Genomic DNA, 22,987 nt, shown 5'->3' on the forward strand with positions numbered 1-22,987 from the left:
GACTGGCTCATGCGGCAGCCGCAGCGGCTATGATGACGCCCTCTCGTGTGGAACCCGTTCAGATGCCCGCTCACGTCCTCGTCATCGACGATGAACCCCAGATCCGCAAATTCCTGCGCATCAGTCTCGCGGCCCAGGGCTACCAGGTCAGCGAAGCCGCCACCGGCACCGAAGGCCTGGCCCAGGCGGCGTTGGGCCAGCCGGACCTGGTGATTCTCGACCTGGGTCTGCCCGATCGCGACGGCCAGGAGGTGCTGGTCGAATTGCGCGAATGGTCCGCGGTGCCGGTGCTGGTGCTGTCGGTGCGGGCGGACGAACGCGAGAAGGTCCGCGCCCTGGATGCCGGCGCCAACGACTACGTGACCAAGCCCTTCGGTATCCAGGAATTCCTGGCGCGCAGTCGCGCCCTGTTGCGCCAGACCTCGGCCACGGCGAGCCAGCAGGTGGCGGCGCTGGAGGTTGGCGATCTTAAAGTGGATTTCGCCTATCGCCGGGTCACACTGGGCGGCAGCGAAGTGGCCCTGACGCGCAAGGAATACGCCGTGCTGGCCGCCCTCGCCCAACATCCGGGACGGGTGGTGACCCAGCGGCAATTGCTGATCGATATCTGGGGCCCGACCCATGCGCAGGACAGTCATTATCTGCGCATCGTGATTGGCCATCTCCGACAGAAGTTCGGGGACGATCCGGTAGCACCGCGCTATATCGTCACGGAGCCCGGCGTGGGTTATCGCCTGCGCGCCGAAGGTTAGCCTTGCTGGGCTGAATGCCGCTTATCCAGTGCGGAAACAAGCCGCCTTCGCCGTTATCCCCGCACCCTAGACCCTCTGCATAAGTCTGAATGGCACTGGCCTTTCTTATGAGCCTAGAGGCGACTAAAAGATATGATGAATGCGGGGTGATTGCAGCTAGAGCAGCTGCCTGGAACATATTCGTCCCTGGTAAGGACTTGAAGAGGGCGGAAGTGCGCGAGGTGAAGAGGCTGCAGCGGTGGGAAAAGATTCCAGTCGGTAGACTCGCCTTGCACGGCTACCGACTGCAATCCCGTCGAGACGTTACTGCAACCAGCCTTCCACGGTATCGGCGCCGTGTTCGGCTTTCCAAGCCTTGAGCAACTTGTGGTTGCCGCCCTTGGTTTCGATGATTTCGCCGGTCTTGGGATGCTGATAACGCTTGGTGCTGCGCGGACGACGCTTGCCTGCCGGCTTTTCCGGGTGCGGCGTCTGCGCCTTGTGCTTGGGGGCAGCGTTGGGATCCAGGATGCCGATGATATCGCCCAGGTTCATGTGGTATTCATCCATCAGGGCCTGGAGCTTACTTTCGAATTCGATTTCTTTTTGCAGGGAACTGTCCTGCTTGAGATCTTCGAGCAGCTGCAATTGGGCGCGAAGTTGCTCTTCGGCGGCACGGAATTCGGCGAGACGGGACATGGGCACTCCTGAGGGCTATTTGAAAAAGCGGGTGGAAACTTCGCCCGCAGGCGAAAGTTGCACGCGACAATAAAGGATTGATGCCCCGGATGCCAGCGACAAGTAATCCTTTTGAAAAAATAGAGGCCACTTCTTGTGTCTGCAAGTTTGAATATTAAGAAAACCTTAAGCCAGGCCGGCGGATTGGCGCCAACAAGGTCTTGCGAGGCCTCTTCGCAAGTTACCCGGTAGTAACCGAAGCCATCAAAGAACAGCCAGCCAAGTAAGAACGCTCAACTAAACTGCATAATCATGCAGAAGTTGGCAAAACTTCCGGGCTTGGACCTGGCTAGACGCTCTGGCATGCGCCTCAGGCCGAGGCGTCCAGGTCTGGCTGGGCTTCGGGCAGGGGCTGCCAGTTGAAGGTCTGGGCTATTACCCGGCGGTATTCGGTATCTATGGCCACGGGCGTACGCCGGATATAGTCCCGCGCATGGGCCTGCCGCTCGTGATCGAGGGTGCGCAGATAGTGGAGCGCTTCCGCCGCCGTGGGCATGCGCTGATTCAGACCACCACTGCGCGGCGGCAAGGCCGTCCAGACCACGGCGTCGACGCCCTGCTCCGCGGCCCAGGCGGCGATGCGCGGCTGAAAGGGCGAATGCGGACCACTCGGCCAGCTGCCGATGCATTCGGGCTGCTCTCTTGGCACCCCCTCGCGCTCACGCAGGGCGTCGCGCGCTTCTTCCAGGGTGTCGACCGCCAGATAGGCCCAGAGCACCTGGACCTCGGCCACACCGTCACAGATGACCGTGGCCAACTCGCCGCTGTCACCTTCCCGGGCGAATTCGATGGGCAACCTGGGGCCGTCCTCGAACCAGTCCGAGGCGACCGGCAATTCCGCCGCCTTCCAGATCAACGACCCCCAACCCAGACAGGCGATCTTCATGGCCACTCCTACGCATCGACGTTAGGCCATTGGAGACTAACGAAGCGTCGGGGGTTTCCTGGCGGCAAGACTTGGCGACAAAAGTGCAGGACGAAAAAAAGCGGCCGCAAGGGCCGCTTCTTTCGTTACCCGCGAGCCGGAGCTCGCGGGTGGTAGGTGGCGCAGCGGACGGGACTCGAACCCGCGACCCCCGGCGTGACAGGCCGGTATTCTAACCGACTGAACTACCGCTGCGCATGGAAGCCTTGCGGCATCCTGCTGGCACTTGCCGAGAACCTGTTCAGCGGGGTTCTCTGCACCAGCGGCCGCTAAGATACTGATTTATCAGGGAAGAAACAACGGGCGTAGCGAAAATATTTCTCGCCGTGCACAGCCGGCGGCGTCCCCCGTCTCGTTCAGGCCGCGGCGCCAGCGGCCTGCTGCCTGAGCAGGCCGAGAAAGCCTTCCAGGGCCGCGCTGGGTACCTGCCCCGTGCGCAGCAGGATACCGAAGGGCGTCAGGGGTTCGGTGATCTCCAGGTCGAGCGAGACCATCAGCCCGGTACGCAGGTGATCGCGCACCACCGCCTCGGTCAGCACCAGGATGGCGTCGGTGATCTGTACCAGCTGCAGCATGGCGAATACCGAGCCGCATTCGATGACGTCCGCGGGAGGTGGCAACTGGCGCCGGGCGAAGGCGGCCTCCAGCGCCACCCGGGCCGGACTGGCTTCGGGCTGCAGGATCCACGGCCACTCGGCCACCAGTTCGGCCAGATCGGGCGCGGCGCGCCCGGCCAGCGGATGCCCGGTGCGCACCACCACCGCCAGGTGCTCGTTGCCCAGGGGCTCGAAGGTGAAGCGACCGAGATCGGCCGGCTGGGTGAAACGGGCGATGGCCACATCGATCCGCTCCTGCTCCAGCAGCTCGGTGAGCTGGTCGCTGGTGTCGCCGAGGATGCGTAGCTGGAGGCCCGGCTGGCGCGCCTTGCTCTCGGCGATGGCCCGCACCACCAGATCGGGCAAGGCGCCCATGATGGCGCCCACCGCCAGATGCCCATAGCCACCGGAGCGCCGCGCATCGAGGTCTTCGGCGCAGCGATCCAGGCCATTGAGGGCGCGCCGGGCGAACTCCAGGATCTCTGCCCCCAGCGCCGTGGGCTTCAGGCCGCGCGCCTGGCGTTCGAACAGCGCGCAGCCAAAGGCTTCCTCGACGTCCTGCAGCATCCGCGTGGTGGCTGGCTGGGACATATGCAGGGCTTCCGCGGCGCGGTGCAGATTGCGGGTACCGGCCAGGGTCACCAGCATCAGCAGGTGCTTGTAACGCAGGCGACTGAACAGCGCGCGGGCATGAGGAGAAGCGTTCATTGGCGGCGTCCTGATGAGGCGAGCGGCGGCGGGTCCTGCAGGGCGGGATGGCTCTGGCCAAGCCCCGCGCACGAATCGATACCTTAAGGGTATCGGTCCTAAACAAAAAGCGATTATCCAGGCATTGCAACTGCGACTACCTTGAGCCGTGGCCGAATCACAACAACAAGAGAGATCGCCATGCACACCACCCTGTCACCGGGGCTGGTCGCCAAGGTCACCCGGCGCCTGCTGCCCTTCCTGCTGCTGATGTACGTCATGGCCTTTCTCGACCGGGCCAACGTGGGTTTCGCCAAGGTCGCCTTCCAGGCCGACACCGGCATCTCCGACGCGGCCTTCGCCTTTGGCGCCGGGGTCTTCTTCGTCGGCTACGCCTTTCTCGAGATTCCCAGCAACCTGATCATGCACCGCGTCGGCGCCCGGCTGTGGATGTGCCGGATCATGGTCAGCTGGGGTCTGATCTCCGCCGCCATGATGTTCGCCCATACGGCGACGGCCTTCTATGTGCTGCGTTTTCTGCTCGGGGTGGCCGAAGCCGGCTTCTTCCCGGGCGTCATCCTCTACCTCACCTACTGGTTCCCCTCGCGCTACCGCGCCCGGGCCCTGGGTTTCTTCTACTTCGGCGCGCCCCTGGCCTTCATCTTCGGCAGTCCGCTGTCGGGCCTGCTGCTGGAATTCGACGGCCTCGGCGGTCTGCACGGCTGGCAGTGGATGTTCCTCGTCGAAGGAGTACTGGCCAGTCTGGTGGGTATCTGGGCCTGGTTCTACCTGGACAATCGGCCGCGCGATGCCCGTTGGCTGAGTGCGGAAGAAAAGCAGACGCTGCAGCAGGCGCTGGACGCCGAGGACGCCGCCAAGCCGCACCATGGCGGGCTGCTGCGCCTGCTCGGACAGCCGCGCATCCTGCTACTGTGCAGCATCTACCTGCTGATCCAGGCCAGCGTCTATGGCGTGGTCTTCTATCTGCCGACCCAGGTGGCCGGGCTGCTCGGGCAGAAGGTCGGGCTGCTGGTCGGCCTGGTCTCGGCGATTCCCTGGGTCTGCGCCCTGCTCGCCGCCTGGCTGATCCCCAGCTGGTCGGATCGCACCGGCGAACGCCGGCGCACCGCCGCCGCCACCCTGGCCATCTCCGGTCTGGGCATCGCCGCCTCGGTAACCTTCTCGCCGCTCTATGCGCTGATCGCCCTGTGCTTTGCCGCCGCCGGCTTCATCGCCGTGCAGCCGCTGTTCTGGACCTTTCCGTCCGACCAGTTGCGCGGTAGCGCCGCCGCGGGCGGCATCGCCCTGATCAATACCTGCGGCGCCATCGGCGGCTTCATCGCGCCCCTGGCCAAGCGCTGGGCCGAGGTGACCTTCGCCCACCCCGGCGCCGGCCTCTATCTGCTCGCCGGCACCACCCTGGTCGCCGCCGCCCTGATCCTCGGCCTGCGCCGCCGCGACCAGGCCGATCCCCAACCTCAGCTCACGCCCAGTCATTAAGGGAGCCTCGCCATGACCCTACCCACCATCAAGCAGGTGCGCGCCTACACCCTTCGCGGCGGCGGCGCCGACTACCACGACCAGGGCGACGGCCACTGGATCGACGACCACATCGCCACGCCCATGGCCAAGTACCCGGAATACCGCCAGAGCCGGCGCAGTTTCGGCATCAATGTGCTGGGCACCCTGGTGGTGGAAGTCGAGGCCAGCGACGGCACCGTGGGCTTCGCCGTCACCACCGGCGGCGAGCTGGGCGCCTTCATCGTCGAGCGGCATCTGGCGCGCTTCCTGGAGGGTGCCAAGGTCACCGACCTGGAAAAGATCTGGGACCAGATGTACCTCTCCACCCTCTACTACGGGCGCAAGGGCATCGTGCTCAACACCATCTCCGGGGTGGATCTCGCGCTCTGGGACCTGCTCGGCAAGCTGCGCCAGGAGCCGGTGCACCAGTTGCTCGGCGGCGCCGTGCGCGACGAATTGCAGTTCTATGCCACCGGCGCCCGGCCGGACCTGGCCAAGGAGATGGGCTTCATCGGCGGCAAGTTGCCGCTGCAGCATGGCCCGGCCGAGGGCGAGGAAGGCTTGCGCAAGAACCTGGAGGCCCTGGCGACCATGCGCGAACGGGTCGGCGACGACTTCTGGCTGATGCTCGACTGCTGGATGAGCCTGGACCTCAACTACGCCACCCGCCTGGCCCAGGGCGCCCAGCAATTCGGTCTCAAGTGGATCGAGGAGGCGCTGCCACCGGACGACTACTGGGGCTATGCCGAACTCAAACGCAACGTGCCGAAGGGCATGCTGGTCACCACCGGCGAGCACGAGGCCACCCGCTGGGGCTTCCGCCTGCTGCTGGAAATGGGTTGCTGCGACATCCTCCAGCCCGACGTCGGCTGGTGCGGCGGCCTCACCGAGCTGATCCGCATCTCGGCCCTGGCCGATGCCCACAACGCCCTGGTGGTGCCCCATGGCTCCTCGGTCTACAGCTACCACTTCGTCATCACCCGCACCAACAGTCCCTTCGCCGAGTTCCTGATGATGGCGCCCAAGGCCGACGAGGTGGTGCCCATGTTCCATCCGCAGTTGCTCGACGAACCCGTCCCGGTGCGCGGCCGCATGCGCGCCTCGGCGCTGGATCGGCCCGGCTTCGGCGTGCGCCTCAATCCGGAGTGCGCCCTGGAACGTCCCTATCGCCACTGAGGCGTTGCCCAGGAGGGCTGGATGAAAGCGACCCAAGACACCCTGGCGACGCCCCTGCCGGATGTGCGCCCCGCGGCGATGCCGCTGCCACCCAAGAGTGCCCGGCTCAAGCGGGTCCAGGTGATCGCCCTCGCGCTGCTGGTGCTGGCCGGCTTCGTCAACTACCTGGACCGCAGCACCCTGGCCATCGCCAACCAGACCATCAGCGGCGAACTGGGCTTCACGCCGACCGAGATGGGCCTGCTGCTGTCGGCCTTCGCCTGGGCCTATGCCTTCGCCCAGCTGCCCATCGGCGGCCTGTTGGATCGCTTCGGCGCGCGCCTGACCCTGGGCCTGGGCATCTGCCTCTGGTCCATCGCCCAGGGCGTGCTCGGGCTGCTCAGCAGCCTGCACCTGATGATCCTCGCCCGCGTCGGCCTGGGCATCGGCGAGGCGCCGCAATTCCCGGCCGGCGCCAAGGTGGTCAGCGAGTGGTTCAACGTGCGCGAGCGCGGCCTGCCCTCCGGCATCTTCAACCTCTCCTCCTCGCTGGGACCGGCGATCTCCCAGCCGATCCTCACCGCCCTGCTGCTATGGCTGGGCTGGCGGCAGATGTTCATCGCCATGGGCGTGCTGGGCGTCCTGGTGGCGGCGCTCTGGTACCTGAGCTATCGCGACCGGGTCCAGGTGGCGCTGGACGCCGCCGAGCGGGCGCACCTGGACGCCGGGCTGCCACCCCAGGACGCCGGCCAGCGACTGACCTTCGCCGACTGGCTGGGGCTGTTCCGCCGCCGCCTGACCTGGGGCGTGGTGATCGGCTACGTGGGCATCATCTACATGCTGTCGCTGTTCCTGACCTGGCTGCCGGCCTACCTGGAGCGGGTCCACCACCTGTCCCTGTCCCAGGCCGGCTGGGTCGCCAGTCTGCCGTTCCTGGCCGGCGCCTGTGGCGTGATCGGCGGCGGCCTGCTGGTGGATCGCCTGACCCGTAGCGGGCGCAGCCTGGCCTTCAGCCGCAAGCTGCCGATCTGCGGCGGTCTGGCCGCAGCCGGGCTGTTCGCCCTGTGCAGCGCCGGGGTGACCGGCATCGGCAGCGTCATCCTCTGTTTCAGCCTGGCGCTGTTCAGCCTCAACGTGGCGGTGGCCGGCACCTGGTCGCTGGTCAGCGTCGCCGTGCCCTCGCATCAGGTCGCCTCGCTGGCCAGCATCCAGAATTTCGGCGGCTACTTCGGCGGCGCCTTCGCCCCGGTCATCACCGGCATGATCGTCCAGCAGACCGGCTCCTTCGGCCTCGCCCTCGGCATCGCCGCCGCGGTCGCGGTGGCCGGCGCCCTGAGCTACGGCCTGCTGGTGCGCCTGCCCGATACCCCTTCCTGATTTCCCTGGAGACCACCGTCATGGACCTGCCACGCAATCCCTTCAAGGCCCGCCTCACGGGCAGCGATACCCTCTATGGCCTCTGGGCCGGCTTCGCCACCGGCTATGCCGCCGAAATCGCCGCCAGCACCGGCTACGACTGGCTGCTGATCGACGGCGAGCACGCGCCCAACACGGTGCCGAGCATCCTCGCCCAGTTGCAGGCGGTGGCGCCCTACCCCACGGCGCCGGTGGTGCGTTGCGTGACCGGTGACGCGGTGCTGATCAAGCAATTGCTGGACATCGGCGTGCAGACGCTGATGGTGCCCATGGTGGAGACCGCCGACCAGGCCCGCGCCCTGGTGCGGGCCATGCGCTATCCCCCGCATGGCATCCGCGGCGTCGGCGGCGGCCTGGCCCGCGCCACCCGCTGGGACGCGGTGCCCGACTACCTGCACAACGCCCATCGCGAGCTGTGCCTGATCGTCCAGGTGGAATCGCGACTGGGTAGCGACAACGTCGCCGAGATCGCCGCGGTGGACGGGGTGGACGCCGTCTTCGTCGGTCCGGCCGATCTCTCCAGCGGCCTCGGCCATGCCGGCAATCCGGGCCATCCCGAGGTGCAGGCGCGCATCCGCGCCGCCATCGACGCCACCCGCGCCGCCGGCAAGGTGGCCGGGATCCTGGCGCCCCAGGAAGACGATGCCCGGCGTTATCGCGACTGGGGTTGCCAGTTCGTCGCCGTCGGCATCGACATCAGCCTGTTCCGCCAGGCAGCGCTGGCCAACCTGGCCCGCTATCGCCCCCTCGACGCGCCCCAGGCGCCCTCTCGCACCTACTGACCCGGAGTCCGCCATGGCCGATCTGCCCCTTTACCAGAACTACGTCGATGGCCGTTTCCTGCCGGCCGCCGAGGACTTTCTCGTCCACAACCCGGCCACCGGCGACGCCCTGGCCCGGGTGCCGGCCTCCAGCCGCGACCACGTCGACCAGGCCATCGCCGCCGCTCGCCGCGCGCAAAAGGCCTGGGCCCGCAAACCGGCGATCGAGCGGGCCGGCCATCTCAGGCGCATCGCCGCCAAGCTGCGCGAGCAGGCACCGCGACTGGCGCAAACCATTGTCGCCGAACAGGGCAAGATCCACGGTCTGGCCGAGGTGGAGGTCAATTTCACCGCCGACTACCTCGACTACATGGCCGAGTGGGCACGGCGCATCGAAGGCGAGATCATCACCAGCGACAGACCCGACGAGCAGATCTTTCTGCTGCGCAAGCCACTGGGCGTGGTGGCCGGCATCCTGCCCTGGAACTTCCCCTTCTTCCTGATCGCCCGCAAGCTGGCGCCGGCGTTGCTCACCGGCAACACCATCGTCATCAAGCCCAGCGAAGAAACCCCGATCAATGCCCATGAATTCGCCCGCCTGGTGGCCGAGACGGATCTGCCGCCCGGGGTGTTCAACCTGGTCAGCGGCCCCGGTTCCGTAGGGGGCCAGCTCAGCGCCCATGCTGGCATCGACATGGTCAGCTTTACCGGCAGTGTCGCCACCGGCTCGCGGATCATGGCCGCTGCCGCACCGAATCTGACGAAGCTCAATCTGGAACTGGGCGGCAAGGCGCCGGCCATCGTCCTGGCCGATGCCGACCTGGACCTGGCGGTCCGCGCCATCCGCGACTCGCGCATCATCAACACCGGGCAGGTGTGCAACTGCGCCGAGCGGGTCTATGTGGAGCGCGCGGTGGCCGAGGACTTCATCGAGCGCATCGGCCGCGCCATGGCCGCCACCCGCTATGGCGACCCCCAGGCCGACACCGGCGTGGAGATGGGACCGCTGATCAACGCCGCCGGTCTGGACAAGGTGGCGGCCAAGGTCGACGTCGCCCTCGGCCAGGGCGCCCGCCTGGTCACCGGTGGCCGTCGTGCCGACCTGGGTCGCGGCTTTCACTTCCAGCCCACGGTGCTGGCGGACTGTCGCGCGAACATGCCGATCATGCGCGAAGAGATCTTTGGCCCCGTGCTGCCGATCCAGATAGTCGATGATCTCGACGAAGCCATCGCCCTGGCCAACGACTGCGAATACGGCCTCACCTCCTCCGTCTATACCCGCAGCCTGGGCAAGGCCATGCACGCCATGCGCGAGATCGACTTTGGCGAGACCTACATCAATCGGGAGAACTTCGAAGCCATGCAGGGCTACCACGCCGGGGTGCGCAAGTCCGGCATCGGCGGCGCCGACGGCAAGCACGGCCTCTATGAGTACACCCACACCCAGGTGGTCTATCTGCAGGGCTGAGTAGCGCGGCCTGGTCCCCTGCCGGGCCTGGCTGGGCCGCTTCGCTCGAATGTTCTTGGGCGAACGCGGGTCGAAACAGCTGCAACCCAAGACCAGGCAAGGGCCAAAGGGCCCCAGGGAGACCAGATGCAGAACTACCACATCCTACCCACCGACACCGGCTGGGAATTCAAGGAAGAGCACGGCGATCGCGCCCTGCTCAAGGCCTCGACCAAGGACGCCATCGTCCACCAGGCGGCGCAATACCTGGACGGCAAGACCGGCAGCGTCAAGATCCACACCGCGGATGGCCGCATCGAGGAAGAGCGCACCTATCCACGCAGTGCGGATCCGGCGAAATCCAAGGGCTGAGGTCGAGGCGCCTTGCCCCGCTACCCCGCCGCCGACACCAGGAACTGCCGAAACGCCTGAGCGCCACTGCCCAGGCGTTCCTCGGGACTCCAGATCAGGCCCAGCTCCATGGGCGGGATGGTATCGGCCACCGGGCGGGCTTCCAGCTTGCGGCCTTCGAGCGACCAGCCGCGATAGAGCATGTCGGAGAGGATGGTCACGCCGAAGCCGTGGGCGACCAGGCCGCGCAGGGATTCCATGGACGAGGTCTTGAACACCACGTTGGGTTCCAGGCCTGCCGCGCGCCAATAGCGCAACGTGGAGGTCTCGCCTTCGTCCACCGTGGCAAGGATGTAGGGATAGGGGGCGATATCGGCCAGGGTGACGCGCTCCGGCGCCAGCAGCGGATGGGCGCTGGGCAGCCAGAGCTGACGCGGCGAGCGCATCAGCAGATGACGCTCGAAAGGCTGGGTGGCGTCGACGTTGGAGATGACGGTGAGGCCCAGCTCCAAGGTGCCGTCGGTGATGCCGGCTTCGATACTGGGTCGGTCCATGTCGCGCAGGTCGATGTCGATCTGCGGATAGCTGCGCTTGAAGCGCGCCAGCAGGGTCGGCAGGTAGTAGCCGAGCACCGCATAGGAGGCGCCGACGCGGGCCTGGCCGGTCAGCGCATGACTCTGGAACAGCGGCTGGCTGACGGCGTCCTGCAGGGTGTCGAGGATGTGCCGGGCATGGTGATAGAACTGGTGCCCCTCGGCGGTGAGCTTCACCCCATGGGGCAGGCGCTCGAACAACCGCACGGCGAGCCTCGCCTCCAACTGACTGACCGCCGTGGTGACTGCGGACTGACTGACGTTGACCGCGCTGGCGGCCAGGGAAAACTGGCTGTTCTCGGCGGCGGCGACGAAGTAGCGCAGCTGCCGCATCGAGATGTCCTGGTGCAGTGCCATCTGATTTTCCAATACCTGGATTCTATTTTTATCGTTTCACGATAGCGCATTTCTCCTCCTAGACTCAGAGGCACAGGAGCGCCGCCTTCCTCTTGCGGTCGCCATGACAAGAACAATGAACAGGAGGACGGACCATGAGCGCCCTGGCGCCCGCGTTCCGCACCCGCGCGTCGAGCGCACCCTTGCCCAGCCGTCGGCGGCCCTGCCCGACGTCCTTGCGGCTATCGCTTTCGGGTAACGCCCGCGCCTGGCCGATGACACAGCCCCGCCCTGTCCCTTTCCGCTCCGCACCGTGCCTGGCGGCCGCCCTGCGCACGCCTGATCGGCTGACCGCTCGCACCCGACAATCCCAACTACAGGTGACCCCATGAGCTACCCGAGTCTCAACTTCGCCCTGGGCGAGACCCTCGACCTGCTGCGCGATCAGGTGCGCGCCCTGGTCGCCCGCGAGGTGGCGCCCCGCGCGGGCGAGATCGATGCCAGCAACAGCTTCCCCATGGACCTCTGGCGCACCTTCGGTGACCTGGGCCTGCTCGGCATCACCGTGGGCGAGGAATACGGCGGCGCAGGACTCGGCTACCTGGCCCATGCGGTGGCCATGGAAGAGATCAGCCGCGGCTCGGCTTCGGTGGCCCTGTCCTATGGCGCCCACTCCAATCTCTGCGTCAACCAGATCCACCGCAATGGCAGCGCCGCGCAGAAGGCCCGCTACCTGCCCAGCCTGGTCAGCGGCGAGCACGTCGGCGCCCTGGCCATGAGCGAACCCAACGCCGGCTCGGACGTGGTCTCCATGAAGCTGCGCGCCGAACGCCGCGGCGATCGCTATGTGCTCAATGGCAGCAAGACCTGGATCACCAACGGCCCCGATGCCCACACCTATGTCATCTACGCCAAGACCGAACCGGAAAAGGCGGCCCATGGCATCACCGCCTTCATCGTCGAGCGTGACTGGAAGGGTTTCAGCCGCGGCAGCAAGTTCGACAAGCTGGGCATGCGCGGCTCCAACACCTGCGAGCTGTTCTTCGACGACGTGGAGGTGCCGGAGGACAACGTGCTGGGCGAGGTCAATGGCGGGGTCAAGGTGCTGATGAGCGGCCTGGACTACGAGCGGGTGGTGCTCGCCGGCGGCCCGGTGGGCATCATGCAGGCCTGCCTGGACGTGGTGCTGCCCTATGTTCACGACCGCAAGCAATTCGGCCAGAGCATCGGCGAATTCCAGCTGATCCAGGGCAAGGTGGCCGATCTCTACACCGGCCTCAACGCCAGCCGCGCCTATCTCTATGCCGTGGCCCAGGCCTGCGACCGCGGCGAGACCACCCGCAAGGACGCCGCCGGGGTGATCCTCTACACCGCCGAGAAGGCCACCCAGATGGCCCTGGAAGCCATCCAGATCCTCGGTGGCAACGGCTACATCAACGAATACCCCACCGGTCGCCTGCTGCGCGACGCCAAGCTCTACGAGATCGGCGCCGGCACCAGCGAGATCCGCCGCATGCTGATCGGCCGCGAGCTGTTCAACGAAACCCGGTGAGGACGCCTTCATGACCGTGCTGACCTCCACGCTGAACCGGCGCACCCCGGACTACCAGCGCAACGCCGCGGCCATGGCCGAACAACTGGCCCGGCTCGACGGGCTGCTGGCGCGCATCCGCGAAGGCGGCGGGGCCAAGGCCCAGGCGCGCCATACCGCGCGCGGCAAGCTGCTCCCCCGCGCGCGCATCGATCTGTTGCTGGACCCAGGCTCGCCCTTCCTGGAAATCGGCGCCCTGGCCGCCCTCGACGTCTACGAGGAAGAGGTACCGGCCGCCGGGGTGGTGGCCGGCATCGGCCGCATCGAGGGCGTCGAGTGCATGATCATCGCCAACGACGCCACGGTGAAGGGCGGCTCCTACTATCCGCTCACGGTAAAGAAGCACCTGCGCGCCCAGGCCATCGCCCTGCAGAATCGCCTGCCCTGCCTCTATCTGGTGGATTCCGGCGGCGCCAACCTGCCGCGCCAGGAGGACGTCTTCCCCGACCGCGAGCACTTCGGGAGGATCTTCTTCAACCAGGCGACCATGAGCGCCCAGGGCATCCCGCAGATCGCCGTGGTGATGGGTTCCTGCACCGCCGGTGGCGCCTATGTGCCGGCCATGAGCGACGAGACCATCATGGTGCGCCAGCAGGCCACCATCTTTCTCGCCGGTCCGCCGCTGGTGAAGGCCGCCACCGGCGAGGTGGTCAGCGCCGAGGAACTGGGCGGCGCCGATGTCCATTGCCGGACCTCCGGCGTGGCCGATCACTACGCCGAAGACGATGCCCATGCCCTGGCCCTGGCCCGGCGCTGCATCGCCAACCTCAACTGGCGCAAGCTGGGCGACTTGCAACTGAAGACGCCTATCCCACCCCTCTACCCGGCCGAGGAACTGCACGGTCTGGTGCCGGCCGATCCCAAGCAGCCGCTGGAGGTGCGCGAGGTGATCGCGCGGCTGGTGGACGGCAGCGTCTTCGATGAATTCAAGGCGCAATTCGGCACCACCCTGGTCTGTGGCTTCGCCCACCTGCACGGCCATCCGGTGGCCATCCTCGGCAACAACGGCATCCTCTTCGCCGAATCGGCGCAGAAAGGCGCGCACTTCATCGAACTGGCCTGCCAGCGCCGCATCCCGCTGCTGTTCCTGCAGAACATCACCGGCTTCATGGTGGGCAAGAAATACGAGGAAGGCGGCATCGCCAAGCACGGCGCCAAGCTGGTCACCGCGGTGGCCTGCGCCCGGGTGCCCAAATTCACCGTGATCATCGGCGGCAGCTTTGGCGCCGGCAACTACGGCATGTGCGGTCGCGCCTACGATCCACGCTTCCTGTGGATGTGGCCCAACGCGCGCATCGGCGTGATGGGTGCCGAGCAGGCGGCCGGGGTGCTGGTGCAGGTCAAGCGCGAGCAGGCCGAACGCGCCGGCGAGGCCTTCGACGACGAGGAAGCGGCACGCATCAAGGCCCCCGTCGTCGAGCAGTACGAGCGCCAGGCCCATGCCCACTATTCCAGCGCGCGGCTGTGGGACGACGGGGTGATCGACCCGGCCCAGACCCGCGAGGTCCTCGCCCTGGCCCTGTCGGCCAGTCTCAACGCCCCTCTCGAGCCGACGATCTTCGGCGTCTTCCGGATGTAGGCCATGACTGACTTCCACACCCTGGAACTGATCCGTGATCCACGCGGCTTCGCCACCCTCTGGCTCGATCGCCCGGATCGCCACAATGCCCTGGATGCGCAGCTGATCGCCGAGTTGGGCAGCGTGCTCGCCGAGATCGCCAGCGATCAGGAACTGCGCTTTCTGCTCCTGCGCGGCCGCGGGCGGCACTTCTGCGCCGGCGCCGACCTCGCCTGGATGCAGGCCTCGGCCCGCCTGGACGCCGCCGCCAACCGCGCCGACACCGAGCGCCTGGCCGAGGTGATGTATCGCCTGCAGGCCTTGCCGATGCCGACCCTGGCGGTGGTCCAGGGCGCGGCCTTTGGCGGCGCGGTGGGCCTGGTCAGCTGCTGCGACCTGGCCCTGGCCGCCAGCGACGCCATCTTCTGCCTGTCGGAGGTGCGCATCGGCCTGGTGCCGGCGGTCATCGCGCCCTTCGTGACTCGCGCCCTGGGCGAGCGCATGGCGCGGCGCTACATGCTCGGCGCGGAGCGCTTTTCCGGCGAACGCGCCGCCGAACTGGGCCTGGTGGCCGAGACGGCGCCGGCTGCCGACCTGGACACCCTGGTCGAGGCCTGGATCGCCCGGCTGCTGGACAACGGGCCCCAGGCATTGCGCGCCTGCAAGCGGTTGCTGGACGGCGCTGGCGCGGGCGCACCCCGCGCCGAGGTGCGCTCCTTCACCGAGGGCCTGATCGCCGAGGTACGCGTCACCCCCGAAGCCCAGGAAGGCCTGCAGGCCTTTCTGGAGAAACGTCGTCCCGCCTGGCAGGAGACCTCGCCATGACCTTCGACCGTCTGCTCGTCGCCAACCGCGGCGAGATCGCCTGCCGGGTGATGCGTACGGCCAAGGCCCTCGGCCTGGGTACCGTCGCCGTGCACAGCGCCATCGATGTCGACGCCCGCCATGTGCGCCAGGCCGATCAGGCAGTGGACCTGGGCGGGACCAAGCCGGCCGACAGCTATCTGCTGGGCGAGCGCATCATCGCCGCGGCCCTGGCCACCGGCGCCCAGGCGATCCATCCGGGCTACGGCTTCCTGTCCGAGAATGCCGCCTTCGCCGAGGCGGTGGCCGCGGCCGGGCTGGTCTTCGTCGGTCCTCCCGCCGCGGCGATCCGCGCCATGGGCAGCAAGTCCGCGGCCAAGGCGCTGATGACCGATGCCGGGGTGCCCCTGGTGCCGGGCTATCACGGCGAGGACCAGTCCCTGGCCACCTTTCGTGACGCCGCGGCGCGCATCGGCTATCCGGTCCTGCTCAAGGCCACCGCCGGCGGCGGCGGCAAGGGCATGAAGATCGTCGAGCGCGAAGCCGACCTGGCCGAAGGCCTCGCCTCGGCCCAGCGCGAAGCGCTCTCGGCCTTTGGCGATGCGCGGATGCTGGTGGAGAAATACGTGCTGCAACCGCGCCACGTGGAGATCCAGGTGTTCGCCGATGGGCACGGCCATTGCCTCTATCTCAACGAACGCGACTGCTCCATCCAGCGCCGCCACCAGAAGGTGATCGAGGAGGCGCCCGCGCCGGGTCTCACGCCCGACCTGCGCCGGGCCATGGGCGAGGCGGCGGTGCAGGCGGCCCAGGCCATAGGCTACGTCGGCGCCGGCACCGTGGAATTCCTGCTCGACGCCCGTGGCGACTTTTTCTTCATGGAGATGAACACCCGGCTGCAGGTGGAGCACCCGGTCACCGAGGCCATCACCGGCCTGGACCTGGTGGCCTGGCAACTGCGCGTGGCCGCGGGCGAAGCCCTGCTCCTCACCCAGGCCCAGGTGCCGCTGCACGGCCACGCCATCGAGGTGCGCCTCTATGCCGAGGACACCGACCAGGGCTTCCTGCCGGCCTCGGGCACCCTGCAGCTCTATCGCGAGCCCGCGGCCGGTCCCGGGCGGCGAGTGGACAGCGGCGTAGAGGAAGGCGACGAAGTGTCGCCGTTCTACGATCCCATGCTGGCCAAGCTGATCGCCTGGGGCGACAGCCGCGAACAGGCGCGCAAGCGGTTGCTGGCCATGCTCCAGGACACCGCGGTGGGCGGCTTCGCCACCAACCTCGCCTTCCTGCAGCGCCTGCTCGCCCATCCGGCCTTTGCCGCGGCGGAGTTGGACACCGGTTTCATCGAGCGGCATCAGGCGGCCTTGCTGCCCGCACCCGCAGAACTGCCGGAGGCCTTCTGGACCCTGGCGGGCCAGGCCTGGCTGGCGACGCTGCCCGCCGCTGCCGATCCCACGTCACCCTGGGCGTCCCGCCAGGGCTGGCGCCTGGGCGGACCACCGCGCATCGCGCTGCGCCTGGCCTGTCGTGGCGAGGTGCGCAGCCTGAGCCTGGTCGACCCGCTGGCCGTCGCTTTGAGCGGTGATCGGCTCCACTGGCAGGTGGACGGCGTTCGCCACAGCGCCCGCCTCCATCGCCGAGGGCCGACGCTGTTTGTCGAATGGCAGGACCGTTTCGAAGCCGTCACTTGGGCCGATCCGCTGGCCGAGGTCGCGCGCCAGGCGGATGCCGGTGGTCTTACCGCGCCGATGAACGCCAGTGTGGTAGCCGTCTCGGTGGCCGTCGGCGACGCCGTGGAAGCCGGGGCCCCGCTGGTGGTGCTGGAGGCGATGAAGATGGAGCACAGCATCCGCGCGCCCCGTGCGGGCGTGGTGGCGGCGCTGTTCTGTAGCCCGGGCGAGCTGGTGGCCGAGGGCGCCCCGCTGGTGGAACTGGAGGAGGTGGCACCATGAGCGATGCCCTGCCGTCCCGGGTGCGGCTGGTCGAGGTCGGACCCCGCGATGGCCTGCAGAACGAGCCCCAGGCGCTGGGCATCGCCGAGCGCATCCAGCTGTGCACGGCGCTGATCGCCAGTGGCATGCATCATCTGGAGGTGGGCAGCTTCGTCTCGCCACTCTGGGTGCCGCAGATGGCCGGGACCGCCGAGGTGCTGGCAGGACTCGGCCGGCCCGAGGGCGTGGTGCGTTCGGTACTGGTGCCCAACCTGAAAGGTTTCGAAGCCGCCCTGGCGGCAGGGGTGGACGAGATCGCCGTGTTCGCCGCCGCCTCGGAGGGCTTCTCCCAGCGCAACATCAATTGCTCCATCGCCGAGAGCCTGGCGCGCTTCGTGCCCGTGGTCGAGGGCGCGCGGGCGGCGGGCATCCGGGTGCGCGGCTATGTGTCCTGCGTGCTGGGCTGCCCCTACGATGGCGAGGTCGCAACCGACCAGGTGGCGAGCGTGACCCGCGAACTGCTGGAGCTGGGCTGCGCCGAGGTCTCGCTCGGCGATACCATCGGCGTCGGCACCCCGGGCCGGACCCGGGCGCTCTGGCAGCGGCTGGGCCGGGAGGTGCCGCTCAGCCAACTGGCCGGGCATTTCCACGACACCTATGGCCAGGCCCTGGCCAACGTCTACGCCAGCCTGCTCGAAGGCGTCGCGGTGTTCGACAGCTCCGTCGCCGGGCTCGGCGGCTGTCCCTATGCCCAGGGCGCCAGCGGCAATGTCGCCAGCGAGGACCTGGTCTATCTGCTGGATGGCCTGGGCATAGCGTCCGGCGTCGACCTGAAGAGACTGGTCGAGGTCGGACAGAACGTTTCCGCCCTGCTCGGTCGCCCCAATCAATCGCGGGTCGGCCGCGCCCGGGCAACGCGAGCGGTCGACTAGCCGGGGCCCTGGCCGGCGCCCATGGCAACCGCCGGGGCTTGCTCTCATAATGGCGGCCTCTCTCATCCAAGGACCCGCTTTGGCCAGGAAGTCCCGACGCGAAATCGCCCAGCTCGATGGCACCACCGAGCTGCCCCTCACCGTGCGCGAGGTCGCCCTCGCCGCCGGGGTGTCGCCCATTACCGTGTCCCGGGCACTGCACCGCCCGAGCCTGGTGAGCGCCGCCACCCGCGAGCATGTCCTGGCCGTGGTCAAGGAACTGGGCTACGTGCCCAATCTGCTGGCCGGCAGCCTGGCCTCCAGCAAGAGCCGGCTGGTGGCCATCCTCTTGCCCACCATCGCCAATTCCATCTATGCCACCGTGGTGCAGGCGATCATGGATCGCCTCACCGCGGCGGGCTACCAGGCGCTGATCGGTCCGACCGGCTATTCGCCGGAAAAGGAAGAGGAACTGCTGGAAGCCATCCTCGGCCGCCGCCCCGATGGCATCGTCCTCACCGGCACCCTGCACACCCCGGCCAGTCGCGCGCGGCTGGCGGCGCTGAACATCCCGGTGGTGGAAGCCTGGGACCTGAGCGCCGAGGCCCTGGACATGCAGGTGGGCTTTTCCCACGAGCAGGTCGGCGTCGCCCTGGCGGAGCACTTCGTCGCCCGCGGCTATCGCCGCTTCGGGGTGATCTCGGTGGACGATCCTCGCGCCATGCGCCGCAACCTGGCCCTGCAGGCCCGCCTGGTCGAACTGGGCATCCCCGAATTGCCCATGGAAGTGCTGCCCCTACCCGCCACCTGGGAAGTCGGCCGCATCGGCCTGGCGCGCCTGCTGGAACGCCCCGAGCCACCGGAACTGGTGCTGTGCAGCTCCGACACCCTGGCCCTGGGCGTGGTCGCCGAAGCCAGCAGCCGCGGCCTGCGCATCCCCGAACAGCTGGCGGTGGTCGGCTTCGGCGACACCACCAACGGCCGCTTCGCCACCCCGGCGCTGTCCACGGTCAGCGTCAACGCCGATGCCATGGGCCAGCGCGTCGCCCAGGCGCTACTCGACCGCCTCGCGGGCGATCAAACTGCGGTAAGCCTCGACACCGGTTTCGCCCTGATCGAGCGCCAGAGTTCCTAGCCGCTTTTTTGCGCCCGGCCACAGATTTAACGGTTGAATGATAGCGTTATCTATTTAATGATAGCGCTATCGTTGTCAGACGACTTACAACCTAAGCCCGCTACACGATGTCAGCCCGCACACAAAAACAAACCAGTGGGAGTTCTCCATGCACGAAACCAAGCAGACGCGCGTCCGCTATCTGATCCTGTTCATGCTGTTCGTGGTGACCACGATCAACTACGCCGACCGCGCCACCATTTCCATCGCCGGCTCCGCCCTGCAAAAAGACCTCGGCATCAGTGCCGTCTCCCTCGGCTACATCTTCTCCGCCTTCGGCTGGGCCTATGTGCTCGGCCAGATCCCCGGCGGCTGGCTGCTCGATCGCTTCGGATCGAAGAAGGTCTATGCGGCGAGCATCTTCACCTGGTCGGTGTTCACCATGCTGCAAGGCTACATCGGTGAATTCGGCATCGGCACCGCGGTGTTCCTGCTGTTCGCCCTGAGATTCATGGTCGGCCTCGCCGAAGCGCCCTCCTTCCCCGGCAACGCCCGCATCGTCGCCGCCTGGTTCCCCACCAAGGAGCGCGGCACCGCCTCGGCCATCTTCAACTCGGCGCAATACTTCGCCACCGTGCTGTTCGCGCCGCTGATGGGCTGGATCGTCTACCACTTCGGCTGGCAGCACGTCTTCGTGGTGATGGGCGCCCTGGGCATCGCCTTCTCGGCGGTCTGGATGGCGGTGATCTACAGCCCCCGCGAACATCCCCGCGCCAACAGCGCCGAGGTCGAGTACATCGCCAGCAACGGCGGCCTGGTCGACCTGGACACCCCCGGCAAGAAGAGCGAAGGTCCGAAGTGGAGCTACATCGGCCAGCTGCTGACCAATCGCATGATGGCCGGCATCTACCTGGGCCAGTTCTGCATCAACGCCCTCACCTACTTCTTCCTCACCTGGTTCCCCGTGTACCTGGTGCAGGAACGCGGCATGACCATCCTCAAGGCCGGCATCATCGCCTCCCTGCCGGCCATCTGCGGCTTCATCGGCGGCGTGCTCGGCGGGGTGATCTCCGACTGGCTGCTGCGTCGCGGCAGCAGCCTGAGCGTGGCGCGCAAGACCCCCATCGTCGCCGGCATGCTGCTGTCGATGAGCATGATCCTCTGCAACTACGTCGACGCCGACTGGATGGTGGTGGGCTTCATGGCCATGGCCTTCTTCGGCAAGGGCATCGGCGCCCTGGGCTGGGCGGTGGTCTCCGACACCTCGCCCAAGCAGATCGCCGGCCTCTCCGGTGGCCTGTTCAACACCATCGGCAACCTGTCGTCCATCACCACCCCGATCATCATCGGCTACATCATCGCCGCCACCGGTTCCTTCAAGATGGCCCTGGTGTTCGTCGGTGCCAATGCCCTGGTGGCCGCCATCAGTTACCTGTTCGTCGTCGGCGAGATCAAGCGCGTCGAGTTGCGCGGCGTGCCCACGCCGCCTGCCGCAGCCCCGCTCGCCGCTGAAACCTCTCGCTGATCGCCAAGGAGCCCGACCATGACCCAATTCAACGCCACCCCCGCCCTGCACACCGGCACCCCGGTGGTCACCTCGCTGGAAGTCGTGCCCGTCGCCGGCCAGGACAGCATGCTGCTCAACCTGAGCGGCGCCCATGGCCCCTACTTCACCCGCAACGTGCTGATCCTCAAGGACAGCGCCGGCCGCACCGGCGTCGGCGAGGTGCCCGGCGGCGAGAGCATCCGCCAGACGCTGGAAGACGCCCGTCAATTCCTCATCGGCCAGCCGCTGGGGCAGTACCAGCGCATCCTCGGCCAGGTCCGCCAGGCCTTCGCCGGTCGCGATGCCAGCGGCCGTGGCCTGCAGACCTTCGATCTGCGCATCACCATCCACGCCGTCACCGCCCTGGAAGCCGCCCTGCTCGACCTGCTCGGCCAGCACCTGGAGGTGCCGGTGGCGGCCCTGCTCGGCGAAGGCCAGCAGCGCGACGCCGTGGAGATGCTCGGCTATTTGTTCTATGTCGGCGACCGCAACAAGACCACCCTGGACTACCGCAGCGAAGCCGAGAGCGACGACGCCTGGTTTCGCGTGCGCAACGAGGAAGCCCTGACCCCCGAGACCGTGGTGCGCCTGGCCGAGGCGGCCTATGACCGTTACGGCTTCAAGGACTTCAAGCTCAAGGGCGGCGTACTCAGCGGCGACGCCGAGATCGAGGCGGTCACCGCCCTGGCCGAGCGCTTCCCCGAGGCGCGCGTGACCCTGGACCCCAATGGCGCCTGGTCGCTCAAGGAAGCCATCCGCCTGTGCCGCGACCAGCACCATGTGCTGGCCTATGCCGAGGATCCCTGTGGCGCCGAGAACGGCTATTCCGGACGCGAGGTGATGGCCGAATTCCGCCGCGCCACCGGCCTGCCCACCGCCACCAACATGATCGCCACCGACTGGCGCCAAATGGGTCATGCCATCCAGCTGCAATCGGTGGATATCCCCCTGGCCGATCCGCACTTCTGGACCATGCAGGGCTCGGTGCGGGTGGCGCAGATGTGCAACGACTGGGGCCTGACCTGGGGTTCGCACTCCAACAACCACTTCGACATCTCCCTGGCCATGTTCACCCACGTCGCCGCCGCGGCGCCGGGCAAGATCACTGCCATCGACACCCACTGGATCTGGCAGGACGGCCAGCGCCTGACCCGGCAACCGCTGGAGATCAAGGGCGGCCTGGTGGCGGTGCCGCAGCAGGGTGGCCTGGGCGTGGAGCTGGACCTGGACGCCCTGGCCCGCGCCCACGAGCTGTACAAGTCCAAGGGCCTCGGCGCGCGCGACGACGCCATGGCCATGCAATTCCTCTCGCCCAACTGGACCTTCGATAACAAGAAGCCCTGCCTGGTGCGCTAGGCCCTTCGGCCCGCCAACAGCGCCCGCTCCGGACTCTCCGGGGCGGGCGCTGTTTCCGTTCCAGCGTCCGACACCTGGAATTACACCTACCGATAGCCTGCTAAGCGTTCGTTAAGCTCACCGGATGGACACTGACCCCAAGGTATCTCGCAACCCTGCCCGATACCCCCGCGGTTCCAGTTACTTTCGTATCCGGGAGAAGCACATGAACCTCAATCGTCGTATCGCCAAGAGCCTCCTCGTCCTGACCATCGCCTCGGTGTTTTCCACCGCCGCCCTGGCCGACACCCGACCCGACATCGCCACCCAGCAGGTCGCCACCCTGCCGGCGATCTCCCAGCAGGGACAGCAGGCCTTCATGGACGTGGTCGCCGCCCGCCAGGACCTCTTCGAGGCCCATGTCGATCAGGCCAAGCAGCACCTGGCCGCCGCCGAGAGCGCGCTGCAGACCGCCCAGACCGACAAGACCGCCTACCTCAAGTCGGCCAGGGACCTGCGCGGTCAGGACGGCAAACTCATGCAGGTCTCCGCGCAGGACGCCAAGGCCACGTCCTGGCTGCCGATCTGGAGCGGCATGGCGCTGCGTGACGACTATGTCGCCACCCCGGCCAAGAACCAGGCCGTGGTCCAGGCCAACGAGAAGATCCAGCAGGGCGATACCAAGGCCGCCGGCGAGATCCTCAAGGTGGCCGGCGTCGACGTCGACTACTCCACCGCCGTGCTGCCGGCCCAGGAAACCCTGGATCTGGTGCACCGGGCCAATCAGGAGCTGGGCCACGAGCAATACTGGCAGGCCAACCTGACGCTCAAGCAGGTGCAGAACAGCCTGAGATATGACAACGCCAACGTCGACGTGACCCCCACCGGCTGGTTCTCCAAGACCACCACGGTGTTCACCCCGGTCGACAAGACCTGAGCC

The 22,987-nt window shown here is 67.4% G+C and carries 20 protein-coding genes and 1 tRNA gene; 16 read left to right on the forward strand and 5 right to left on the reverse strand.

All coding sequences use genetic code 11. The annotated features are described in order from the left end of the window. Positions 1–62 precede the first annotated feature (62 nt). On the forward strand, positions 63–752 hold the full coding sequence (locus tag PSK12I2_RS0118430; protein WP_027599528.1) for a response regulator: 690 nt from the start codon (positions 63–65) through the stop codon (positions 750–752). A 303-nt stretch (positions 753–1,055) separates the two neighbouring features. On the opposite strand, the gene PSK12I2_RS0118435 is transcribed toward PSK12I2_RS0118430, so the two are convergent. The 4 genes from PSK12I2_RS0118435 to PSK12I2_RS0118450 all read right to left on the reverse strand — a co-directional run bounded on the left by PSK12I2_RS0118435 (position 1,056) and on the right by PSK12I2_RS0118450 (position 3,698). After that, positions 1,056–1,430, reverse strand: coding sequence for a histone-like nucleoid-structuring protein, MvaT/MvaU family (locus PSK12I2_RS0118435; protein WP_007158514.1), 375 nt, complete (start codon positions 1,428–1,430; stop codon positions 1,056–1,058). 349 nt (positions 1,431–1,779) lie between these two features. Next, a complete protein-coding gene (locus tag PSK12I2_RS0118440; RefSeq protein WP_027599529.1) occupies positions 1,780–2,355 on the reverse strand; it encodes a hypothetical protein in 576 nt (191 codons plus the stop codon). Between the two features lie 157 nt (positions 2,356–2,512). Further along, a tRNA-Asp gene (locus PSK12I2_RS0118445) sits at positions 2,513–2,589 on the reverse strand. Between the two features lie 161 nt (positions 2,590–2,750). Then, positions 2,751–3,698 (reverse strand): LysR family transcriptional regulator, encoded by a 948-nt coding sequence (locus PSK12I2_RS0118450; protein WP_007158516.1) that lies wholly within the window; start codon positions 3,696–3,698, stop codon positions 2,751–2,753. A 180-nt stretch (positions 3,699–3,878) separates the two neighbouring features. Between PSK12I2_RS0118450 and PSK12I2_RS0118455 the strand changes: the two genes are divergently transcribed. The 6 genes from PSK12I2_RS0118455 (at position 3,879) to PSK12I2_RS0118480 (ending at position 10,349) form a co-directional block, all read left to right on the forward strand. Beyond that, positions 3,879–5,177: an MFS transporter gene (locus PSK12I2_RS0118455; RefSeq protein WP_027599530.1), complete on the forward strand. Its 1,299-nt coding sequence runs from the start codon at positions 3,879–3,881 to the stop codon at positions 5,175–5,177. A gap of 12 nt (positions 5,178–5,189) precedes the next feature. Continuing rightward, positions 5,190–6,374 (forward strand): L-rhamnonate dehydratase, encoded by a 1,185-nt coding sequence (gene rhmD, locus PSK12I2_RS0118460; RefSeq protein WP_027599531.1) that lies wholly within the window; start codon positions 5,190–5,192, stop codon positions 6,372–6,374. A 21-nt stretch (positions 6,375–6,395) separates the two neighbouring features. Next, on the forward strand, positions 6,396–7,730 hold the full coding sequence (locus PSK12I2_RS0118465; RefSeq protein ID WP_051398756.1) for an MFS transporter: 1,335 nt from the start codon (positions 6,396–6,398) through the stop codon (positions 7,728–7,730). Between the two features lie 20 nt (positions 7,731–7,750). Then, a complete protein-coding gene (locus PSK12I2_RS0118470; protein WP_027599533.1) occupies positions 7,751–8,551 on the forward strand; it encodes an aldolase/citrate lyase family protein in 801 nt (266 codons plus the stop codon). Positions 8,552–8,564: 13 nt separating this feature from the next. Further along, positions 8,565–9,998 (forward strand): aldehyde dehydrogenase, encoded by a 1,434-nt coding sequence (aldA, locus tag PSK12I2_RS0118475; RefSeq protein WP_027599534.1) that lies wholly within the window; start codon positions 8,565–8,567, stop codon positions 9,996–9,998. 126 nt (positions 9,999–10,124) lie between these two features. Then, positions 10,125–10,349, forward strand: coding sequence for a DUF2188 domain-containing protein (locus tag PSK12I2_RS0118480; RefSeq protein WP_027599535.1), 225 nt, complete (start codon positions 10,125–10,127; stop codon positions 10,347–10,349). A 20-nt stretch (positions 10,350–10,369) separates the two neighbouring features. Here PSK12I2_RS0118480 and PSK12I2_RS0118485 read toward each other — a convergent pair whose 3' ends face one another. After that, positions 10,370–11,278, reverse strand: coding sequence for a LysR family transcriptional regulator (locus PSK12I2_RS0118485; protein WP_027599536.1), 909 nt, complete (start codon positions 11,276–11,278; stop codon positions 10,370–10,372). A 367-nt stretch (positions 11,279–11,645) separates the two neighbouring features. Here PSK12I2_RS0118485 and PSK12I2_RS0118495 point away from each other — a divergent pair, with 367 nt between their 5' ends. The 9 genes from PSK12I2_RS0118495 to PSK12I2_RS0118535 all read left to right on the forward strand — a co-directional run bounded on the left by PSK12I2_RS0118495 (position 11,646) and on the right by PSK12I2_RS0118535 (position 22,984). Next, on the forward strand, positions 11,646–12,809 hold the full coding sequence (locus tag PSK12I2_RS0118495; RefSeq protein WP_027599537.1) for an isovaleryl-CoA dehydrogenase: 1,164 nt from the start codon (positions 11,646–11,648) through the stop codon (positions 12,807–12,809). 10 nt (positions 12,810–12,819) lie between these two features. Continuing rightward, a complete protein-coding gene (locus PSK12I2_RS0118500; protein ID WP_027599538.1) occupies positions 12,820–14,427 on the forward strand; it encodes a carboxyl transferase domain-containing protein in 1,608 nt (535 codons plus the stop codon). A gap of 3 nt (positions 14,428–14,430) precedes the next feature. Next, positions 14,431–15,231 (forward strand): enoyl-CoA hydratase-related protein, encoded by an 801-nt coding sequence (locus PSK12I2_RS0118505; protein ID WP_027599539.1) that lies wholly within the window; start codon positions 14,431–14,433, stop codon positions 15,229–15,231. Beyond that, positions 15,228–17,162, forward strand: a complete 1,935-nt coding sequence (locus PSK12I2_RS0118510; RefSeq protein WP_027599540.1) for an acetyl/propionyl/methylcrotonyl-CoA carboxylase subunit alpha — start codon at positions 15,228–15,230, stop codon at positions 17,160–17,162. The genes PSK12I2_RS0118505 and PSK12I2_RS0118510 overlap by 4 nt, the downstream gene beginning before the upstream one ends. After that, positions 17,159–18,073, forward strand: coding sequence for a hydroxymethylglutaryl-CoA lyase (locus PSK12I2_RS0118515; RefSeq protein ID WP_027599541.1), 915 nt, complete (start codon positions 17,159–17,161; stop codon positions 18,071–18,073). Before PSK12I2_RS0118510 ends, PSK12I2_RS0118515 begins: the two co-directional genes overlap by 4 nt. Before the next feature lie 79 nt (positions 18,074–18,152). Continuing rightward, positions 18,153–19,187: a LacI family DNA-binding transcriptional regulator gene (locus PSK12I2_RS0118520; RefSeq protein ID WP_027599542.1), complete on the forward strand. Its 1,035-nt coding sequence runs from the start codon at positions 18,153–18,155 to the stop codon at positions 19,185–19,187. A 148-nt stretch (positions 19,188–19,335) separates the two neighbouring features. Beyond that, the gene (locus tag PSK12I2_RS0118525) at positions 19,336–20,691 is read left to right on the forward strand and encodes an MFS transporter (RefSeq protein ID WP_027599543.1); all 1,356 of its coding nucleotides are present in this window, start codon (positions 19,336–19,338) and stop codon (positions 20,689–20,691) included. 18 nt (positions 20,692–20,709) lie between these two features. Beyond that, positions 20,710–22,068, forward strand: coding sequence for a glucarate dehydratase (gene gudD, locus PSK12I2_RS0118530; RefSeq protein WP_027599544.1), 1,359 nt, complete (start codon positions 20,710–20,712; stop codon positions 22,066–22,068). A 205-nt stretch (positions 22,069–22,273) separates the two neighbouring features. Further along, positions 22,274–22,984: a YfdX family protein gene (locus tag PSK12I2_RS0118535; RefSeq protein ID WP_027599545.1), complete on the forward strand. Its 711-nt coding sequence runs from the start codon at positions 22,274–22,276 to the stop codon at positions 22,982–22,984. The last annotated feature ends 3 nt before the right edge of the window (positions 22,985–22,987 follow it).

Origin of the sequence: Pseudomonas sp. MOIL14HWK12:I2 (assembly GCF_000510745.1) — a bacterium.
Classification (GTDB): domain Bacteria; phylum Pseudomonadota; class Gammaproteobacteria; order Pseudomonadales; family Pseudomonadaceae; genus Chryseomonas; species Chryseomonas oryzihabitans.

Excerpts from the sequence above, each read along its gene's own strand:
- PSK12I2_RS0118535 (WP_027599545.1), top strand. The coding sequence starts at position 22,274 with ATGAACCTCAATCGTCGTATCGCCAAGAGCCTCCTCGTCCTGACCATC.
- PSK12I2_RS0118480 (WP_027599535.1), top strand. The coding sequence starts at position 10,125 with ATGCAGAACTACCACATCCTACCCACCGACACCGGCTGGGAATTCAAG.
- PSK12I2_RS0118435 (WP_007158514.1), bottom strand. The coding sequence starts at position 1,430 with ATGTCCCGTCTCGCCGAATTCCGTGCCGCCGAAGAGCAACTTCGCGCC.
- PSK12I2_RS0118450 (WP_007158516.1), bottom strand. The coding sequence starts at position 3,698 with ATGAACGCTTCTCCTCATGCCCGCGCGCTGTTCAGTCGCCTGCGTTAC.
- PSK12I2_RS0118465 (WP_051398756.1), top strand. The coding sequence starts at position 6,396 with ATGAAAGCGACCCAAGACACCCTGGCGACGCCCCTGCCGGATGTGCGC.
- PSK12I2_RS0118525 (WP_027599543.1), top strand. The coding sequence starts at position 19,336 with ATGCACGAAACCAAGCAGACGCGCGTCCGCTATCTGATCCTGTTCATG.
- PSK12I2_RS0118505 (WP_027599539.1), top strand. The coding sequence starts at position 14,431 with ATGACTGACTTCCACACCCTGGAACTGATCCGTGATCCACGCGGCTTC.
- PSK12I2_RS0118485 (WP_027599536.1), bottom strand. The coding sequence starts at position 11,278 with ATGGCACTGCACCAGGACATCTCGATGCGGCAGCTGCGCTACTTCGTC.
- gudD (WP_027599544.1), top strand. The coding sequence starts at position 20,710 with ATGACCCAATTCAACGCCACCCCCGCCCTGCACACCGGCACCCCGGTG.
- PSK12I2_RS0118515 (WP_027599541.1), top strand. The coding sequence starts at position 17,159 with ATGAGCGATGCCCTGCCGTCCCGGGTGCGGCTGGTCGAGGTCGGACCC.
- PSK12I2_RS0118470 (WP_027599533.1), top strand. The coding sequence starts at position 7,751 with ATGGACCTGCCACGCAATCCCTTCAAGGCCCGCCTCACGGGCAGCGAT.
- aldA (WP_027599534.1), top strand. The coding sequence starts at position 8,565 with ATGGCCGATCTGCCCCTTTACCAGAACTACGTCGATGGCCGTTTCCTG.
- PSK12I2_RS0118500 (WP_027599538.1), top strand. The coding sequence starts at position 12,820 with ATGACCGTGCTGACCTCCACGCTGAACCGGCGCACCCCGGACTACCAG.
- PSK12I2_RS0118495 (WP_027599537.1), top strand. The coding sequence starts at position 11,646 with ATGAGCTACCCGAGTCTCAACTTCGCCCTGGGCGAGACCCTCGACCTG.
- PSK12I2_RS0118440 (WP_027599529.1), bottom strand. The coding sequence starts at position 2,355 with ATGAAGATCGCCTGTCTGGGTTGGGGGTCGTTGATCTGGAAGGCGGCG.
- PSK12I2_RS0118455 (WP_027599530.1), top strand. The coding sequence starts at position 3,879 with ATGCACACCACCCTGTCACCGGGGCTGGTCGCCAAGGTCACCCGGCGC.
- PSK12I2_RS0118430 (WP_027599528.1), top strand. The coding sequence starts at position 63 with ATGCCCGCTCACGTCCTCGTCATCGACGATGAACCCCAGATCCGCAAA.
- rhmD (WP_027599531.1), top strand. The coding sequence starts at position 5,190 with ATGACCCTACCCACCATCAAGCAGGTGCGCGCCTACACCCTTCGCGGC.
- PSK12I2_RS0118510 (WP_027599540.1), top strand. The coding sequence starts at position 15,228 with ATGACCTTCGACCGTCTGCTCGTCGCCAACCGCGGCGAGATCGCCTGC.